Here is a 19288-nt window from a genome sequence, read left to right on the forward strand (position 1 = left end):
GTCATGCAGCTGTTGCCACAGGAAGTGGCGTACTTAAGCTGCGTTCCTTTTAGGCGCCTTCCGCTTTTCTTAATGCCAATTTCCTGGCTTATAGGGCCCTTTTCTAAACGGTAACCACCAGTTCCATTTGCCAAACAGTTTCATTAGGCTTGGAACGAGCAATAGGCGAATAATCGTTGCGTCAATGGCGACTGCTATCGCGATGCCGACACCGATCTGCTTCACTGGCATAACGTCCGTAAAGGCGAATGCCCCTGTCAGAACAATCATGATCAGTGCCGCAGACGTGATGATCTTACTTGTTGTTGCAAGACCTTCAACAGTTGAGTGGTCATTATCCAATGTTTTCGCATACTCTTCCTGCATCCTTGAGATGAGGAACACTTCGTAGTCCATACTTAGTCCAAAGACAAGACTAAAGACGATGACAGGGATGATAAGCGCAATTGTGCCTGCTTCCAATCCGAAATGACCATACTGGAAAATATAGACGAGAATACCGAATGTGGCAGCCAATCCGACGATGTTCATCAAAATTGCTTTAATCGGTATTAAAATAGATTTAAAAGCAATCATTAGGATGAAAAACGTCGAGACGAGGATAACCAACAGAACGTACAAAATCTTATCCAGTATTTCATCGAAGATTTCCTGATTGAACTTTGGTTGTCCGCCGATGGATAAGTTCCACTCCGTTTGCTTGTCGGACCAGTCGCGCGCCCAATCTTGTGCGGCATCTGAACTGCCATTAGCTCTAAGTGTCACAGGAATCATCAGCTTGTCGTCTTTCACAAATGTTTCAATAAGAGGGGAGAGTCCGGCGGCGATTTCAGGCGCCAACATCGCTTGCTCCCATTGTTCGACGGAATCGATGTCACTTGCAGTAAAAATTGTCGTTACTTTATCCACAAGCGGATCGTTTGAAAGTTCTTTTTCGAGTTCTTTCATGGACTGGAGACCTTTTTCATCCACCCAGCCGTCCGCACGTTCTGCAATGACATAGACAGCGGCTTGATCAGCCAGACCAAACTCTTTATCAATCAATTCAAAAGCTTGGCGCGTATCATACGACTTTGGCAATGAATCAATTGCTGGAATTGTTAAATCCATATTTTTCACTGGAATTATTGCGATACCGAGTAGGATAAACGCAACAATTGTTATCATAACGGGACGCTTAATAACTGCGTTGGCAAATTTGCGCCAACCGTTCGCTTCAGCCGATTTTTCTTTCAATAGCTGCCATTTGTCAATCCGGTCGCCAAGCGCAATAAGTACGGACGGTAGCAAGGTTATAGATGCAAGGACAGCCATTGCTACGACAATCATACCGCCGATTGCAATGTTTTGGAAAATGTCGACCTGTATAAGCATCATTGCGCCAAGTCCGATGAACACACAGAAAGCGGAAAAGATGACGGATCTTCCTGCTGTTCGAATCGTAGTGGAGATAGCTTCATGCATGTCGCTCTTTTTGCGTTCTTCACGATAACGGCTGATGAACAACAAAGCAAAGTCTATACTAAGCGCAAGTCCCAGCATTGGGATGATATTCAAGACAAAAATGGACAGGTCCATTTTTCCGCCAAGAATGGCCAATACACCGAAAGAGGATACGACAGTTACAATACCAATAATTAATGGTACGAATGAAGCGACGACAGTTCCGAAAGCGAAAAGAAGTATAATAATTGCAATCGGTAACCCGATTGCCTCTGCTGTCATTAAGTCACGTTGGCTAGCAGTGTTAATGTCCTTTGAAATAGCGGAAGCACCTGTAAGTGTGATTCCTTTTTCATTACCGACAGCCTCTCGGATATCCGTGACGATAACAGACATATCTTTCTCCGCGTTATCAAAATGAAGAAGTGCGTAGGAAGCAGTGTTTTTATACTGTGTATCGTTGTCAAACGGTGACACGATTTCTGAAGTGACCTTAAGTTTATCTACGTTAGTGAGTGTAGATACTATTTTTTCATCTGACACATTATCGAAAACGAGGAACATGGTTTCTGCCGGCATATCGAATTCATCAGATACAATATCCATGACTGCGGCATGTTCGCCATCTGTTTGGAAGCCGTCACCTTCTAAAAGTCCGGGCAACTTAATCGCGAATAGCGTCAATATGACGAAGATTGCAATCCATGCAAAGATAATATATTTATGTGCGCTTGTTACAAAACGCGCAAGTGTACGCATACAATCATTCCTTCCTGTGTATAGATTGACTCTATTCTTCTATAATAACGGAAAATGATGGGAATGTCTTTTATCGAAGGAGGCGGCACAGGTTAGGGAATCTAGCATGAGTGAAAATCCGCAAGCGGTTACTAAACGAGTCTATGTAGGTAATAATAGGTTGCATCCTGGAGGGAAGTTCATCGTATATAGGTTGAAATAAGAATTACATTGAATTCGCTAGGGGATGCTACCCTCCAGTCTTAGGTTTCTGATACCCCTAGTAAGGCTCCAATGCTCAGTTTATTATAAGTACTTAGTAGTCACCACAATTAATTTTGGACAAAGAAAAAAGCCATTCCCCGAAGGAAATGGCTTTTGAATGGTTAATTCAAATTAGTTTTTGTTTACGTTTGTAGCTTGAAGACCGCGTTGGCCTTGCTCGATTTCAAACGTTACATCTTGGCCTTCTTCAAGAGACTTGAAGCCTTCTCCTTGAATAGCTGAGAAGTGTACGAATACATCGTCTCCGTCTTCGCGTTCGATGAAGCCAAATCCTTTTTCTGCGTTAAACCATTTCACTTTACCTTGTTCCATGTGTGTTTCCTCCTCGTATGCTTTGTGCATACATTGTATTACTATCCTTGCTCAAGTCTTGAAGCGGTCAAGATTTATTCGAGACCATCATGCCGAACAAAAATAATTCTTCTTTATCATAACAGGGATATTAGCACATTGCAAGAGAAATGTTTGAATTAAAAAAACAAGTTAAGGATCTGATAGACAATCGCAGCGATTGTTGCTGAAATTGGTAAAGTAATAATCCATGTCGTGACAATCGTTCTAGCGACTCCCCAATTGACACCTTTTACACGTTGAGCTGAACCTACACCCATGATTGCGGAAGAAATGACGTGTGTTGTACTAACCGGTAAATGGATAAGTGTCGCTCCAAAAATAATCATAGCAGATGACAAATCAGCTGCTATGCCGTTCACTGGACGGATTTTCATAATCTTGCCGCCGACAGTCTTAATGATTTTATAGCCACCGATTGATGTTCCGATCCCCATCGCTGTCGCGGCAGCAATCCGGACCCAAAGCTGAATATCGTCCGACGTCTGCAATTCTGCTGCAATCAATGCCATTGTAATTATACCCATGGCTTTTTGCGCATCATTTGTACCGTGTGTAAACGATTGAAGCGCTGCTGTTCCGATTTGCATATAACGAATTCGTTTATTTGCCTTAAATAAATTCTTGTTCTTCAAGGTCACTTTGAATATCGACATTACAAGGAAGCCGCCTGCAAGTGCAATGAACGGAGAAATAAGAAGCGCTTGTAATATTTTTAGGAAACCGCTGTAATTTAAAATGCCGAAACCTGCTGCTGAAATAGCCGCGCCAGCGATTGAACCGATTAAAGCATGGGATGAACTGGATGGGATTCCGAAATACCAGGTAATCAGATTCCACGCAATTGCTGATATAAGTGCCGCTAAGATGACAAGCGAACCGTTCTCGAGAACGAATGGATCGACAATGTCTTTTGAAATCGTTTTTGCGACTCCTGTAAATGCGAGAGCGCCGACGAAGTTCATGACAGCTGCCATCATAATAGCAGTTCTCGGTTTCAGTGCACGAGTCGAAACGGATGTTGCGATGGCATTCGCCGTGTCATGAAATCCGTTGATGAAATCAAAAGCGAGTGCGAAAACAACGACTAGTATGGTAAGGAGAAGTATTGTATCCATTTGGCTCCCCCTTATGCGTTACGCATAATAATTGATTCGATTGTGTTGGCAACATCTTGGCAATAATCGGCGACATCTTCAAGCTGTTCATATATGTCTTTGAATTGGATAATGCGAATTGGATCCTTTTCATTAATGAAGAGTTGTTTGACCGATGTACGGAAAACTTCATCACAAACTCGTTCGTAATCTTTAATAAGTACTGCATGATCGTGCATCGCTTCAAGTTTTTTCCTCGCAAGCAATTTCATCGCTTTAACGATTTCGTCGGTACTTTTCACAATGTTTTCCATGAATTTCTGTACATACTCATCAATTTCAGTAAGAGAGAACATTTCAAGATGTGCTGCAAAATGTTCAATACCATCAAGAACATCATCCATCTTAATGGCCAAATTCATGATATCTTCCCGCTCAATTGGTGTCATGAACGACTTGTTAAGCTTAGTAATGAGATCGTGGATGAGTGTGTCACCTTCCGTCTCGTAATTTTTAAGTTTAATGCTTACTTCTTTCAAGTCGGCAACTGTCACCACTTTAAAGTCGTTGGCATAATGAACCGCTTCTTGCACATTTTCAGCAATGGTTAATAATGCTATGAAAAAAGGGTCAGGTTTACGTGAGCTGAACATTGTTGTACCTCCGTCCCAGTATGGGAAATAATTTTTTAACAATCCCATCATATCAAAAACAATTTGAGATACCTACAAATTTCGACGATATCTGCACAAACTTTACACAATCTTTACAAAGACCCTACAAAGGATTCACAAAAATCAAATCTGTATAGAAAAAGTGACAATTGTCATGAAGGAAAAATGACTCAATGTACTCCACAGAATACCCTCTTTATCAGTAAAGTTAACGTAAGAGGTGAGAGTATGTTGGGAATTATTAATCTTTGTGTGGAGTTTAAACGGAAAAACGTGTTAAGAGATATTAACTTGGAAATTGCATCTGGGGAAGTAGTTGCGCTATGTGGAGCAAATGGAGCGGGGAAATCAACAATTGTATCCGTTATAGCAGGAATCGTCCATCCTTTAAGCGGGAGAATTCTACTGGCAGGGAAACCACTAGGAAGGAAAATGAAATCGGAAATAGGCTTCATGTTCCAACACGCCGAATTCATGGATAATGTGAAGGTCAAGGAGATGCTTTGTTTATTTCAATCCTTCTATAGAAGTCCTTACTCATTCGACGAGCTTGTCCGTCTAGGATTATTGCAAGATATGCTCCTTAAAAAGACACATGAATTATCAGGCGGTGAGCGTAAGCGGCTGTCATTTGCATTGTCGATGGCAGGTAGACCACTCGTGCTGATTGCGGATGAACCAACTGCGGGAATGGACGAGGAAATGAAAAAACATTTCTATCAACAACTAAAGCTTGCTGTTGATGAAGGGCTTGCCGTTTTACTGATTACACATTCCAGGGAAGAAAGAGAAGTTCTTGCACATCGAATTGTGTTGTTGAAGGAAGGGGTTGTGCAATGACTAAGCCCTTTTTATTGTTGACAAAAATTGAAGTGTTGCGCATGCTAAGAAACCGCTATTTTGTCATTTATGCCATCGTTCTTCCCATCGTCTACTACCTAATCTTTTCGCTTTCGAATGAACCAGAGCACTATGCATATCTACTTATCGCAATGCTTGTCTTCAGTTTGTTGTCGGGAGCTGTCACGACATTTGCTATTGGACTTGCATACGACAACAGCAGACCTTGGCGTACATCTATGAAGGCATTGCCGGTTTCCGAATTAGTCGTTTCAGGTGCGAAACTGATGTCACAGCTCTTATTGAATAGTATCACGGTTGTGATCTTAATCGTTTTTGTTCAGACGATTCACGGGCTCCCAGGCAGTGTAGGGCAATGGTGTATGATTGCGGTATGGTTTATCGGTGTGTCCGCGGTGTTCATGACGTTGGGTGTGGCCATCAGTTCATTTGGGAAACAGGGTACTGTTTCTGGTATTGCAAACTTTACGTGGATATTTGTGATGTTTTCTGCAGGGACGTGGGTTCCGATTGAACAGTTTCCGGGCTGGGTGCAACCTATTGCAAGCGGGTCTCCAGGAGCAATCGCGATAGCGGGTGCCTTCCGTTTACTGGGTGGAGGTTATCCCTTGATTGGTCAAATGGGTGGACTTATCTTTTATTCGATGCTATTTATAGGGGTTTACTGGGTTGGAGGATATATAAATAGAAGGGCGGCGAATTAATGAGCAGGAGATTTGCAGTATTTCCCGAAGGTTTAGGTAGGGAACCGTATACTATTTTAATCTATATGTTGTTTCCGCTCATAGGGGCGTTCTTTTTAGAGGGCATGGAGCGTATGTTTTCAATCCTTCTACTTGCTCCCTTTTTATTCGTCTATCGCCAGTCCTATTGGCGTAACAGCTATCTAGTGTTCGTCATTGTGCAAGCGATTATTATTGGTTTTTGGGTGTATATGTTCGGACCGGTTTTTTTCTGGCTGAGTGCCTTCTCTTCAAATATGATTTCGTTATTGTCCGGACGCAAGCGCATCGCGGCTGTTGGCGTCTATATAGTGGTTGGGATTGTCTATGGCGTGGCTAAGGACTTAAATATAGTGCAAACATCCATGTCGCTTGTACCTATTCTGCTCGCCATCTTTAATGCTTATATGATTTCATCAAGACGAAAATGGAATGAATCCCAGCGAGAATTGGAGAAAGCACATAGTCGGATTGATGAATTGGTGAAGCAGCAAGAACGCCAGCGAATCGGGCGTGATTTGCATGATACGCTTGGACAAAAGCTGTCGATGATTACATTGAAAACTGAGCTTGCCGAGAAGCTACTCGTTTCAGACACAGAAAGAGCCGCGGGGGAGTTACGGGAAGTGATTACAATCTCGCGCGAAACATTAACACAGATGCGGGAGCTTGTGGAAGACCTTGATACAGGCACGCTTGTCGATGAATTGACTGCCAGTCGGCAACATTTACACAGTGCAGGAATCAATTCTGAAGTAAACGGAGAAATCCATTCCATTAATCGTGGGTATGAAAAGATTGCTGTGATGGCAATTCGGGAACTTGTGACCAATGTCGTTAAACATAGCGCTGCATCATGGTGTCAAATTAACATTGCACGTTCAGTGGAAGGTGTATTAATTGAAGTCGCTGATAACGGAAAAGGTATCGATGAAGCGGTTCCAAATCATGGTATGACAGGCCTGCAAAACCGGATTGGGCTTATTAATGGAACGATTGGATGGAAAAGCGGTAAAGAAGGGACAGTCGTTCAGTTATTCATTCCGCTACCGAAAAGTATTGAAAAGGTGGGTGTCGTCTCGTGATACGCGTCGTAATTGCAGAAGATCAGGCGATGGTGAGGGGGGCTTTAATAGCACTTCTTTCTATAGAAGAGGACTTAGAAATCATCGGTGAGGCAGCAAATGGCTTGGAAGCGATTGAGGCAGTCGAGCGATTACTGCCTGATGTCTGTATTTTAGATATTGAAATGCCGATTATGAACGGCTTGGAAGCTTCAGAAAGATTAGTGGAGAAATACCCCGGTGTGGCGATCATCATGTTGACAACGTTTGGCCGAACTGGTTATCTACAGCGTTCAGTGAATGCAGGCGTAAAAGGTTTCTTATTGAAAGACGGACCGAGTAGTGCACTTGCCGAAGCAATTCGCATAGTAGCCGCGGGTCAGCGAGTTGTCGATCCAGAACTGGCCTTTTCACTATTTACAGAAAAAGATCAGTTATCCGAGCGGGAGCAAGAGCTTCTTATGCTGGCATCAAAAGGTTTGGCGAATAAAGAAATCAGCAAGCAGTTATTTTTGTCGGAGGGAACAGTAAGAAACTACTTCTCGGACATCTTTCAAAAGTTGCAAGTAAAAAGTCGGACAGAGGCAATTCACGTTGCCAGGAAAAACGGTTTAATTGATATGGAATAAATTTGTGAAAAATTTTCAGTAAATTGAAACTTTCGGGATGATGGGACGTATATATAGGTGAGACAAAAAAGGTGAAAGTGGGGTGTTGAAATGGAACTGTTTGGGATGCCAATTGTGCAAGTCTATATGGTTGGGCTAATTGTTGCAGGCCTTGCAACGTTACTTTATATCTTATTTAGTGATATGGCGGAAGGGATCGGCGATGCTAGTCCTTTCTTGGATCCGGCGGTGATACTTGCATTCATAACATTTGTAGCGGCTGGCGGTTATATATTAGAACTTGTTACAACATGGGGCAGCGGAATCATTTTGGTAATTGCACTTGTTACTGCTTTTGTACTCGATCTTCTATTGTACTTATTTGTCCTTCTTCCACTGAAATCGGCTGAAGTGTCCCTCGCGTATACGGATGAGTCGCTGATGGGCAGGGTTGGAAAAGTGATTGTACCTGTCCCTGTTGATGGATTCGGTGAAATTGTTATCGAATCGGTGAATGGCATGATTTCTAAGAGGGCGGTAGGGTACGAAAACACCGCAATTGAGTACGGAAAAGAAGTATTGATTATTGAAGTGAGAGATGGAACATTCATCGTTAAAGAGTATGAACCATTCCGCTTCAAATAAAAAAGGGGGAAAAACAGATGGAAATTTGGATTGCAATTGGAGTCGTCGCGTTTGTTTTACTGGCGCTGGTTCTCGTCTTCATCACAAAGTACCGCACAGTCGGGCCAGATGAAGCACTAATCGTGACAGGAAGTTATCTTGGTTCTAAAAATGTACATAAGGATGATTCGGGAAATCGTATTAAAATCATCCGCGGCGGCGGGACGTTCCTGTTGCCAGTGTTCCAACAAGCGGCACCGCTTAGCCTTTTGTCAAGTAAGCTTGAGGTTACAACGCCGGAAGTGTACACGGAGCAAGGCGTTCCTGTTATGGCAGATGGAACAGCAATTATTAAAATTGGTGGCTCAATCATAGAGATTGCAACAGCTGCTGAACAATTTTTGGGGAAATCAAAAGCTGATCGTGAAAATGAAGCAAAAGAAGTATTGGAAGGTCATTTGCGCTCGATTCTTGGTTCAATGACAGTGGAAGAAATTTACAAAAATCGCGATATGTTTTCTCAGGAAGTGCAACGTGTTGCTTCACAGGATCTTTCCAAAATGGGACTCATCATCGTTTCATTTACAATTAAAGATGTGCGCGATAAAAATGGCTATCTCGATTCACTCGGGAAACCACGTATCGCACAAGTGAAGCGTGATGCGGATATCGCAACAGTTGAAGCAGAAAAAGAAACGCGTATTAAAAATGCGGAAGCATCTAAAGAAGCACAAAAAGCAGAAATTGAACGTGCGACTGAAATTGCGGAAGCTGAAAAAGAGAATCAATTGAAGGTTGCGGATTACCGTCGTGATCAGGATGTTGCAAAAGCACGTGCCGACCAAGCTTACGAACTTCAAACGGCCGTCTCGAAACAGGAAGTTATGGAACAGGAAATGCAAATTCAAATCATTGAACGTCAAAAACAGATTGAACTTGAAGAGAAAGAGATTCTGCGTCGTGAGAAGCAATATGATTCTGAAGTTAAGAAAAAAGCTGACGCGGATCGCTATGCAATCGAACAAAATGCAGAAGCTCAAAAATCGAAACAAATTACGGAAGCCGATGCTGAAAAGTACCGCATTGAAGCACGTGCGTTTGCGGATGCAGAAAAAGTTCGTCTCGACGGGCAGGCGAAAGCCGATTCCATGCGCGCGCAAGGGGAATCTGAAGCTGACATTATTCGTCTAAAAGGTCTTGCAGAAGCAGAAGCGAAACGTAAAATTGCGGAAGCATTCGAACAGTACGGCCAAGCTGCCATGCTTGATATGATTGTTAAAATGATTCCTGAATATGCGAAACAAATTGCAAGCCCTCTTGCGAATATCGATAAAATTACTGTTGTCGATACAGGTAGTGGTGAAGGCGGCGGAGCCAATAAAGTAACGTCGTATGCGACTAACTTAATGGCAACATTGCAAGAATCCTTGAAAGCATCATCAGGCATCGACGTTAAGGAAATGCTTGAAAACTACACGGGCAAAGGCAATATCCGCCCAAGTATTGACCAGCTGACAAATGAGATAAAAGCAACAAATACGAAGCAACCCACTCAACAAGTGATTGCAAGAAAAGAAGTTGCAGCTGACGAAGCTGAATAATATCTAACTAGAGGAGAGTCCCGACGCAGTAGTGCGTCGGGGCTTTTTTTATGTTGTTGGCCCCCTCAGCGAGCGTAGAGTAAGGAAACAATCATAAAGCTCGCACGACCAATCATAAAAGCTGCCAACCGATCATAACCCTCGCACGACCAATCATAAAAGCTGCCAACCGATCATAACCCTCGCACGACCAATCATAAAAGCTGCCAACCGATCATAATCCTCGCACGCCCGATCATAAAAGCCTCCAACCAATCATAACCCCTGCCAGACCAATCATAAAACTCCCTAACCGATCATAAGCCTCGCACGACCAATCATAAAAGCCGCCAACCGATCATAAGCCTCGCACGACCAATCATAAAAGCCGCCAACCGATCATAAGCCTCGCACGACCGATCATAAAAGCCTCCAACCGATCATAAGCCTCGCACGACCGATCATAAAACTCCCTAACCGATCATAACCCTCGCACGACCAATCATAAAACTCCTTAACCGATCATAACCCTCGCACGACCGATCATAAAAGCCTCCAACCGATCATAACCCCTGCCAGACCAATCATATACCCAGCATCCACCTCCAACATCTTAAGAAATTCTTCATATCTATCCTTACAAACCCTTAAGATTCTCCCTATATAATGAAGGAAATAAAGAAAGTTGGAGGGGAACAGATGATTAGTGTGCAAAATTTAAATCATTCATTCAAAATCGGCAAGAAAGGTAAAGAAAAGCGGGTTCCGGTGTTGAAGGGGTTAACGTTTGATGTTGCGGAGGGTGAAATTGTATCGATTGTTGGCAAAAGTGGTTCGGGTAAATCAACGCTTCTTCATATTATGGCAGGATTCCTAACGCCTGAAAGTGGAGAAATCAGTGTGCAAGGCATTCAGACCTCTGCATTCAACGAGGTGGAAAGTGCGAAGTTTCGATTAGATCATTTCGGTTTCGTCTTTCAAAACTTTCAACTCATGCCTGGATTGACAGCATTTGAAAATGTTGAACTGCCACTGACATTAAAGGGCATCAACAAAAGCGAGCGACAGAAGAAAGTAAAAGACCTGATGCAAAGCGTTGGACTCACGGATGTGCAAGACCATTATCCAAATGAATTATCGGGAGGTCAGCAACAGCGTGTCAGTATTGCGCGTGCGCTTATAACGGATCCGCCAATTATTTTTGCCGATGAACCGACGGGTAGTCTCGACTCGGAAACAGAACAGGACGTTCTTTTGCTTATCCAGTCGCTCAATAAAACACGGGGCATCACATTCGTCATCATTACACACGACGATGAAGTGGCACAAACAGCGAATCGTGTATACAGAATGCATGACGGCGTATTAACGGAAGGCGGTGCACAGCATGCAATTTAAGGACCAGATTAGTTTCGTAGGGCAACATATCAAGAAAAATAAAATGCGTGTTTTTATGACCGTGCTTGCGGCCACGATGGGAACAGCTTTTTTAATTGTGCTCGCGTCCGTTGGATTCGGCCTTCACGAAACGATTCGGGGAGAGGTCTTATCGAACCGACTTGTGACACAAATTGAAGTGTTCTCAAGTGAGATGGATGAAGAGAAAGTTGTAGAGCTGAAGAAACGGGATCATGTAAAAGCAGTTGTATTCCGCCAAAATCTAGGGGCAGAACAGCAGTCTTCAATTGGTGACTTCATTGGGAATAGTCAGCTTGTTGTGACGGATTTTACAGAAGAAAAGAAAGCGAATTTCGAGCTTCAGGAAGGACGTTTACCTGAAAAAGTGAACGAAGTCGTCGTGGGAAGCAATTTTGTAGATTCCTTAATGAATCAACAAGATGAAAATGAAGATGGTGAATTTACTACATATGACGGAAAATTGATTGGAGAACAGTTCAACTATCAAATCGGTGACGATGAAGGTGAAATGATTGAGGATAAAATGATGCTCACGATAGTGGGAATCGGAAAGAAACCTGCGAAAGATTGGGAGCAGGATCAAAAAATATACGCTGACGCATCTATTATTCCAGATTTAGAAAAAATCTATTATGCACATGTAGACAAGCCAGTGGATGATAATACAGACGCACAGCAATTATTTTATGGCAATGTAAACGTCTATGCGGATAAATTAGAAAATGTGAAAGCAATCTCTACTGCATTAAAAGACGATGGATATAGTGTGTATTCCATATCCGAAGAACTTGATCAATTAGATGTCTTTTTCCTAGCGTTGAAAGCTGGACTTGTATTCGTTGGGACAATTGCGATCTTAATTGCATCTATCGGAATATTTAACACGATGACAATGGCTGTGACAGAGCGGACGCGTGAAATCGGAGTTATGAAAGCAATCGGGGCAGATCCGAAATTAATCCAACGACTATTCCTGATGGAAAGTGCGTGGATTGGTATAGTTGGGACGGTTCTTGCAGTTGTTATTTCCTATGGGGTGAGCATTGTGTCGAATTATGTGCTGCCAATAATTGTTACGGCGGCGCTCGGTGAAGAAGATTTTGGAGATATGACTGTTACGTTCTCCGTTATTCCATGGCAACTTGTGGTTATCGCTTCTACGATCAGCATAGGCGTCGCAATGATTTCAGGGTGGCGACCAGCGCGTAAAGCGACGAAAATTGATGTCATCAATGCGTTGAGGCAGGAACTCTAATCGACATATTTTTGCATCAATCGAGTAAAGGTGTATGAAACGTTTGCGTGCCTTGTTATAATGGTAATATTCAGACATGCCTTGATGATCATATGCCTTAACCCTAGGAGTACGCTTATGTACACTATTTTAAACCAGTCGTATAGCAATCAAACTAGCGAAGGATATCCGGTACTTCATCTCGGTTATGCGGATGTCGTATTGCTCGGAAGATGGAACGGATTGTCAAATGCGCTTTATTCATTGCACAAGAATGGCTCATTTTGGGTCCAATACGATGCCGAAGACGCCTTCATAGAGTCCTATAAGCTTCTTAACGGGGTCGTAGAAATGGAATACGAAGGAAAGCGCCGTCTATTGGAAATCGGTGAGACAATTGAAGCATCGAATTATGAACATATTATTTCGTTTTATGGGAAAACGGAAGCAGATATTTTAATTAAAATGGAAGCTGAAAGTTTTGAGTACAGATTTTTCGAAACACAAATCCTCCAAGAAGAGGCGGATGCGATTGCATCGGTCGATGGCTATACTTATATGCACTGCAACCGAATTAAGGATTATTCAATCGAAGTGTGGAAACAGTTGGAACTCCCAACAGAAAGCCTTAGCACTTTGAGATGGGGCGCCTATTTTCATGATGTCGGCAAGCGCGTTGTCCCGCTAGAAATTCTTAATAAGCCTGGGAAACTGACAGCTGAAGAGTGGGAAATTATGAAGACTCATACGACAGAAGGTGCAAAGATTATGCGTGAGCATGCTGTCGAATGGCTAGCAGATACTGCATTCATTGTCGAACAACATCATGAAAGACACGACGGAAAAGGCTATCCGTATGGTCTCAAAGGTGATGAAATTGCGCTAGAATCCGCCATCGTATCGGTCGTTGATGCATTTGATGCAATGACAACCGATCGAGTGTATAAGAAGGCCCTTTCTATACAAGAAGCTGTGAAAGAACTAGAGGGCGGAAGAGGGACACAATTTAACCCTAAAGTAGTCGATGCATTTATAGAGATATTAAAGAAAAACCAATTCAATTGGAAATGAAGAATGGAAAAAGACTCGGGAAACCGGGTCTTTTCTATATAAAAAAAGGGGGGAATGCTATGGATTACATTCAAACGATGAGGAAAATGATTGGTAAGGAATCACTACTAACGGTGGGTTGCGGCGTCATCATTACAAATGAAGATAAAATCTTGCTTCAACACCGCACAGATGAGGACAATTGGTGTATTCCTGGTGGTGTGATGGAGCTTGGGGAAACGTTTGAAGAAACGGCGAAAAGGGAGACATATGAAGAAACGGGACTGCATGTGGAGGGGCTTAAGCTATTTGGTCTTTATTCCGGAGAGGCCTGTTTTGTGACGTATCCGAATGGTGATCAAGTATATAGCGTGCAAGTTATTTTTCAAACAGAAAACTATTTGGGTGAACTAAAACAGGGCGGTACAGAAAGCAAAGCACATCGTTTTTTCGGAAAAGATGAATTGCCGACGAACCTAAACCCTAGGCAAAAAGCATTTATCCGAGACTGGGCGGATGAAAAAAAGGTGCCAATCAGCGATAATGGAAATACTTACAATTGAAAGAGGGATGAATGATGGATTATCGTATTGAACACGACACATTTGGTGAAATTAAAGTACCTGCGGACAAGCTATGGGGAGCGCAAACGCAACGCAGTAAACAAAATTTTAAAATTGGCGGAGAAAAAATGCCAATTGGTGTTATTCGTGCATTTGCCCATTTGAAAAAATCTGCAGCAATCGCGAGCCATGCACACGGTGCTATCTCAGAAGCAAAAATGAAGGCTATCTCTGCAGCGGCGGATGAAGTAGTCTCTGGCAAACTGGATGATCATTTCCCACTTGTCGTTTGGCAAACAGGAAGCGGTACGCAGTCAAACATGAATATGAACGAAGTGCTTGCACACCGTGGAAATCAACTTCTTGAAGAGTGGGGCGAGGAAGAACGCCTTCATCCGAACGATGATGTCAATAAATCACAAAGTTCAAACGACACATTCCCTACAGCGTTGCATGTTGCAGGCGTCGTGGCAGTACAACAACAACTCGTACCGGCAATTGGTGTATTGAAAGAAACACTTAACAAGAAATCCGAAGAGTTCATGGATATCATTAAAATCGGTCGTACGCATTTACAAGACGCGACACCTTTAACGCTTGGTCAGGAAATTAGCGGTTGGCACCGGATGCTCGAGAAAACAGAAAAAATGATTACGGACAGCGTCGAGTCGATGAAAGAACTTGCAATCGGTGGAACTGCTGTTGGTACAGGACTTAACGCACCTGCAGGATTCGGGGACCGTGTTGCTACTGAAATCAGCACAGCAGTAGGAATCGAATTTACGTCTGCGGTAAATAAATTCCATTCACTTACGAGCTATGATGAAATTGTTTACGTTCATGGCGCTATCAAAGCACTTGCAGCAGACCTAATGAAAATCGCCAATGATGTGCGCTGGTTGGCTAGTGGACCACGTTCAGGTATTGGTGAAATTACAATTCCTGAGAACGAACCAGGCAGTTCCATCATGCCTGGAAAAGTGAACCCGACTCAAAGTGAAGCATTGACGATGGTTGTCGCACAAGTGATGGGGAATGACGCAACAATCGGTTTCGCAGCGAGCCAGGGGAACTTCGAACTGAACGTCTTCAAACCGGTTATCATATTCAACTTCCTTCAATCTGTGACGTTGTTGAGCGATGCGATGATCAGTTTCAACGACAACTGTGCAGTTGGAATTGAACCGAATCGTGAAGAAATTGATCGTAAAGTTCAAAACTCACTTATGCTTGTGACGGCACTTAATCCTTATATCGGTTACGAAAATGCAGCGAAAATCGCGAAAACAGCACATGCGGAAGGAACAACGCTAAAAGAGGCGGCACTTAAATCTGGCTTGCTGACAGAAGAACAATTTGACGAGTATGTCGTTCCTTCAAAAATGATTGGGAAATAAGGAGTCGACTTCAGTATGTACGAAAAAGAGTGTCCATATTGCAATTTGCTAGCGGATCCTGAGCAACAAATTATCTTTGAAAATGCGACATGCGCTTATATTCAAAAGCCTTCCGAGCAAACTGTGTTGGAAGGGAGCGGGCTCATCGTTCCGAAACGGCATGCAGTCGATGTATTTTCATTAACCGCGCAGGAATGGATTGATACACAGGAACTGCTAATGAAAGCGAAAGCTTATTTGGAAGAGCGGTACGGGCACGATGGTTATTCGGTTGGTTGGAATACGGGAAAAACAGGCGGGCAATCGATTTCGCACGCGCATTTACATGTGATTCCGAGATTTGCGGATGAGCCGTATGCCGGGAAGGGTATCAGGCATTGGATTAAGCAAGAGGCTAATCACCGTCGTGTTTGATCCCTCATTAACGGGCAGTAAGACACCTCTGATTGAAGATTAACTTTATTGTCCATCAAACTGTAACTTATAAACGTGTTGTTTTGGGTTATGATGAAAGGACAACTACGCGAATAAGGGGTGGGCAGTATATGAAAAAGAAATGGATATTCATCTTGCTTGCGGCAATTCTTGTCCTTTCAGCATGCGGAGAAAAAGCACAGCCAAGCGAGAAAGAACATGATATGGCACATGGGGAACAGCTGCATGTACCAAACGGTGACTTGCAAGAAGTAACAGCTTCTGCCGATATTTTACCGTCTTTCCTAGATGACAAGTCGGAGGATATGCGTCTTGTCTATCAAATGGCGGGAACTGCAACGGATATTATTGAGTGGATGCCTTGTTATTGTGGGTGTGGTGAAAGCGCAGGTCATGACAGTAACTTGAATTGTTTCATCGACGAAGTTCGTGAAGACGGTTCTGTTGTCTGGGATGACCATGGCACACGTTGCCAAGTTTGTCTGGATATCGCCGTGCAATCTGTAATGATGAAGCAAGAAGGTAAATCGTTAAAAGAAATCCGTGAATTCATCGATGAAAATTATAAAGAAGGCTACGCGGAACCAACAAAAACGCCGATGCCAGCATAATTGAAATATAAAAAGCAGACACGCGAAAGTGTCTGCTTTTTTATATAGGAAAGGGATTAGTTAATGTATGTGTCACTGACCAGTAAATCACTCAAAATTTCTGACGGAATTTCAAACGTCACGACACCCATATAACCAGGTGCAATTTCATATTTATCGAATGAAATGACAAGCTTATTATCAGCTGTAATATAGAATGACTGATCGGCTTGGATTGTTTTGAAGTCATCGAAAAATTCGCTATTCAAAAAGTAAGAGACCTCTTCATCTGCTGCCATTTGTCGCTCCATTTCACTTACTAAATATGAGCTAATAGCATCGACGTATTTATCATCTTTAAAAAGACTTGGCAATGTGATTAACACGTTGTTCTGCTTATCAATTGTGTCGTACTTCATTGTTGTTGAAGAGGATCCGACCGTATTCACCTCATAGCGAGCAATCGATAGAAGCTGGTCAGTATCTGTTTTCACTTCGTAGCCAGTGTCGATGCCAAGATGACCGCCACCTGCCTTTTCCAATTCCGCGGCCTCTTGTTGGAACTGTTCGAAAAGTACTTTGTTTTCCTCAAGGTATTTCTCATTCAGAGAAGCTTGCAGTCCTTCATCAGTCAATCCTTCAATTGCTGGTGTGGCGACATTTGCTTGGTACGTTTTTTCATCGACAGTCAATTGTTGTGCGGTAAATACATCCACAATCGCCCCAAGAAGCGGAACATTTGCCATTGCCTGTGCGAAGGATGGACTGACATTTATACTACCGATGAATAGAGCAGCAGCAGCGGCGGCTCCAATCGTCCATTGTTTTAGAAATGGACGTCTTTTCTGTGACGCTTTTGCTCGACGAATCGAAGCTTTTACGACGTCTTCCAACTCAGACGGAATCTCTGTTTCGTCATAGTTCTTTTTCAACTTTTTCAATTCTTTCATAACCTGAATTCCTCCCCAACTTCAATGCGTAACTTTTTCAATGCTGCATATAATCTTGTTTTAATCGTATTCACATTTTCATCCATCACTACAGCGATTTCATCAATTTTCAAATCCTCGAAAAATCTAAGAATAATAAGAGATCTGTATTTAGGAGGCAACTGGTCAATGGCATCATGTAAGTCCATGTCGATAATGTCATCCTCTAACTGTGGCAAATGAATGCCGAGAATGTCATCATCCATCACTGTAATACGCTGATGTTTTCGGATGAAATCAATGGATGTATTAACGATGATCCGGTAGAACCAAGTTTTCAAATAGGCAATCTCTTCAAGTCGATCAATTGAATTGAGGGCTTTTAAAATGGCATCTTGTACAATATCAAGTGCATTTTCTTTATTTCTAACATAGCTGTATGCAAGGCGATAATGGGCTTCACGATTCTCTACTATAAATTTTTCTACAAGCTCAAACTTCTCATTTTTTGTCATGACAAAAGATTCACCTTCTCCAATTTCCAACATGTCGCGAACACGTTATAGTTATTTGACGGGGTACATGTCTGAAAAGTTTTATGTTTTCATTCGCTGAAAAAAATCAATTAAAAGAATCCTTTACGAAACATTGGAAAATTCATGGTAAAATAAATATAACGTAAGGGTGTAGGCCATGGCGATAATGTAGATTTTAGTATTGTGTTTCTAGGAGGATTTATAGTTCTTTAAAGTTTTATTTCTTTTTTGCAAGGGAGTTTTCGGATCTTGAAAAGCACTGCGAAAAAATTGCTGATCTTGAGAGAGAAGTACTGATGCTTAAAAACAAAAAAATCTGCGATACGGAGGAGAAATCAAGATGGAGGATATATTATTTGTTGCATCATGGAGCGGCGGAAAAGATTCTGCGATGGCTTATTACCGTGCAATGAAAGCGGGTGGCATTCCGAAACGGTTATGGACAATGTTTGAAGAGGATGAAGAACGGTCAAAATCACATGCGCTGCCTTTTGAAGTCGTAGCAGCCCAAGCTGAAAGGATCGGCGTCCCTTTAATGATACGGGGAGCAAGCTGGCAAGGGTATGAAGAGCAATTTTTAGACGCGATGAAAGAATGTGTTGAGTCAGGCATCAGCCACGGGGTTTTCGGGGATATCGATCTTGAAGACCATTTGGAGTGGGTTCAAGAAACATGTGCGAAAGTCAATATGAAAGCAGTTCATCCATTATGGATGGAGCCGCGTCGCAAGATATTGGAAGAGTTTATAGAGGGCGGATTCGAGGCATACATCGTTGTCGTCAATACAACAATGATGCCTGCCCACTTCATAGGCCGTAAATTTACTATCGAACTGATGGATGAACTCGGTGCGCTCGGCATTGATTCATGCGGGGAATCTGGAGAATTTCACACTGTGGTTGTAGACGGACCGATTTTTAGTGAACGGGTCCCGGTCGTTTTTTCAGGGCAACATAAACGGGATGACTATGTGTTTTTGGACGTATCATTGGGGAAATAAGTGTGGATGGGAAGTTTCGTAAGGGAAGAAGTCCGCGAACTTAATGTCGCGGACAGCATTGCATTATTAAGTAGGGTGAACCATCGGG

Annotated in this window: 20 protein-coding genes; 14 read left to right on the top strand and 6 right to left on the bottom strand. The window is 42.7% G+C overall.

The annotated features are described in order from the left end of the window. Positions 1–69: 69 nt before the first annotated feature. The 4 genes from ACGLYD_RS21400 to ACGLYD_RS21415 all read right to left on the bottom strand — a co-directional run bounded on the left by ACGLYD_RS21400 (position 70) and on the right by ACGLYD_RS21415 (position 4567). Positions 70–2202, bottom strand: a complete 2133-nt coding sequence (locus ACGLYD_RS21400; protein WP_399630459.1) for an MMPL family transporter — start codon at positions 2200–2202, stop codon at positions 70–72. A gap of 375 nt (positions 2203–2577) precedes the next feature. Further along, complete coding sequence (locus ACGLYD_RS21405) at positions 2578–2778, bottom strand: cold-shock protein (RefSeq protein ID WP_067205063.1); 201 nt, start codon at positions 2776–2778, stop codon at positions 2578–2580. A 158-nt stretch (positions 2779–2936) separates the two neighbouring features. After that, the gene (locus tag ACGLYD_RS21410; RefSeq protein WP_067205066.1) at positions 2937–3935 is read right to left on the bottom strand and encodes an inorganic phosphate transporter; all 999 of its coding nucleotides are present in this window, start codon (positions 3933–3935) and stop codon (positions 2937–2939) included. Positions 3936–3946: 11 nt separating this feature from the next. After that, the gene (locus ACGLYD_RS21415; RefSeq protein ID WP_067205068.1) at positions 3947–4567 is read right to left on the bottom strand and encodes a DUF47 domain-containing protein; all 621 of its coding nucleotides are present in this window, start codon (positions 4565–4567) and stop codon (positions 3947–3949) included. A gap of 249 nt (positions 4568–4816) precedes the next feature. Between ACGLYD_RS21415 and ACGLYD_RS21420 the strand changes: the two genes are divergently transcribed. The 13 genes from ACGLYD_RS21420 (at position 4817) to ACGLYD_RS21480 (ending at position 16756) form a co-directional block, all read left to right on the top strand. After that, positions 4817–5428 carry an ATP-binding cassette domain-containing protein gene (locus ACGLYD_RS21420; protein WP_399630463.1) on the top strand — a complete coding sequence of 204 codons (612 nt, stop codon included), beginning with the start codon at positions 4817–4819 and terminating at the stop codon, positions 5426–5428. Next, positions 5425–6153: an ABC transporter permease gene (locus ACGLYD_RS21425; protein WP_399630466.1), complete on the top strand. Its 729-nt coding sequence runs from the start codon at positions 5425–5427 to the stop codon at positions 6151–6153. The genes ACGLYD_RS21420 and ACGLYD_RS21425 overlap by 4 nt, the downstream gene beginning before the upstream one ends. After that, a complete protein-coding gene (locus tag ACGLYD_RS21430) occupies positions 6153–7256 on the top strand; it encodes a sensor histidine kinase (RefSeq protein ID WP_067205077.1) in 1104 nt (367 codons plus the stop codon). The genes ACGLYD_RS21425 and ACGLYD_RS21430 overlap by 1 nt, the downstream gene beginning before the upstream one ends. Further along, a complete protein-coding gene (locus ACGLYD_RS21435; protein ID WP_067205079.1) occupies positions 7253–7864 on the top strand; it encodes a response regulator transcription factor in 612 nt (203 codons plus the stop codon). The genes ACGLYD_RS21430 and ACGLYD_RS21435 overlap by 4 nt, the downstream gene beginning before the upstream one ends. Positions 7865–7954: 90 nt before the next feature. Then, complete coding sequence (locus ACGLYD_RS21440) at positions 7955–8488, top strand: hypothetical protein (RefSeq protein WP_067205081.1); 534 nt, start codon at positions 7955–7957, stop codon at positions 8486–8488. 17 nt (positions 8489–8505) lie between these two features. After that, positions 8506–10068: a flotillin family protein gene (locus tag ACGLYD_RS21445; protein ID WP_067205083.1), complete on the top strand. Its 1563-nt coding sequence runs from the start codon at positions 8506–8508 to the stop codon at positions 10066–10068. 678 nt (positions 10069–10746) lie between these two features. After that, positions 10747–11445, top strand: coding sequence for an ABC transporter ATP-binding protein (locus ACGLYD_RS21450; protein WP_399630471.1), 699 nt, complete (start codon positions 10747–10749; stop codon positions 11443–11445). Continuing rightward, the gene (locus ACGLYD_RS21455) at positions 11435–12721 is read left to right on the top strand and encodes an ABC transporter permease (RefSeq protein ID WP_399630473.1); all 1287 of its coding nucleotides are present in this window, start codon (positions 11435–11437) and stop codon (positions 12719–12721) included. The genes ACGLYD_RS21450 and ACGLYD_RS21455 overlap by 11 nt, the downstream gene beginning before the upstream one ends. A 117-nt stretch (positions 12722–12838) precedes the next feature. Then, positions 12839–13771: an HD-GYP domain-containing protein gene (locus ACGLYD_RS21460; RefSeq protein ID WP_338653813.1), complete on the top strand. Its 933-nt coding sequence runs from the start codon at positions 12839–12841 to the stop codon at positions 13769–13771. A 59-nt stretch (positions 13772–13830) separates the two neighbouring features. Further along, complete coding sequence (locus ACGLYD_RS21465; RefSeq protein WP_067205094.1) at positions 13831–14313, top strand: NUDIX hydrolase; 483 nt, start codon at positions 13831–13833, stop codon at positions 14311–14313. 14 nt (positions 14314–14327) lie between these two features. Then, the gene (gene fumC, locus ACGLYD_RS21470) at positions 14328–15710 is read left to right on the top strand and encodes a class II fumarate hydratase (protein WP_067205095.1); all 1383 of its coding nucleotides are present in this window, start codon (positions 14328–14330) and stop codon (positions 15708–15710) included. 15 nt (positions 15711–15725) lie between these two features. After that, complete coding sequence (locus tag ACGLYD_RS21475) at positions 15726–16124, top strand: HIT family protein (protein ID WP_187046518.1); 399 nt, start codon at positions 15726–15728, stop codon at positions 16122–16124. A gap of 131 nt (positions 16125–16255) precedes the next feature. After that, the gene (locus ACGLYD_RS21480) at positions 16256–16756 is read left to right on the top strand and encodes a PCYCGC domain-containing protein (protein ID WP_187046519.1); all 501 of its coding nucleotides are present in this window, start codon (positions 16256–16258) and stop codon (positions 16754–16756) included. Positions 16757–16812: 56 nt separating this feature from the next. On the opposite strand, the gene ACGLYD_RS21485 is transcribed toward ACGLYD_RS21480, so the two are convergent. Next, positions 16813–17685, bottom strand: a complete 873-nt coding sequence (locus ACGLYD_RS21485) for an RsiV family protein (RefSeq protein WP_338653809.1) — start codon at positions 17683–17685, stop codon at positions 16813–16815. Next, the gene (locus ACGLYD_RS21490; RefSeq protein WP_340741324.1) at positions 17682–18179 is read right to left on the bottom strand and encodes an RNA polymerase sigma factor; all 498 of its coding nucleotides are present in this window, start codon (positions 18177–18179) and stop codon (positions 17682–17684) included. Before ACGLYD_RS21490 ends, ACGLYD_RS21485 begins: the two co-directional genes overlap by 4 nt. A 361-nt stretch (positions 18180–18540) precedes the next feature. Here ACGLYD_RS21490 and ACGLYD_RS21495 point away from each other — a divergent pair, with 361 nt between their 5' ends. Further along, on the top strand, positions 18541–19200 hold the full coding sequence (locus ACGLYD_RS21495) for a diphthine--ammonia ligase (protein WP_399630478.1): 660 nt from the start codon (positions 18541–18543) through the stop codon (positions 19198–19200). The last annotated feature ends 88 nt before the right edge of the window (positions 19201–19288 follow it).

It is taken from the genome of Sporosarcina sp. SG10008 (assembly GCF_044569405.1).
GTDB lineage: Bacteria > Bacillota > Bacilli > Bacillales_A > Planococcaceae > Sporosarcina > Sporosarcina psychrophila.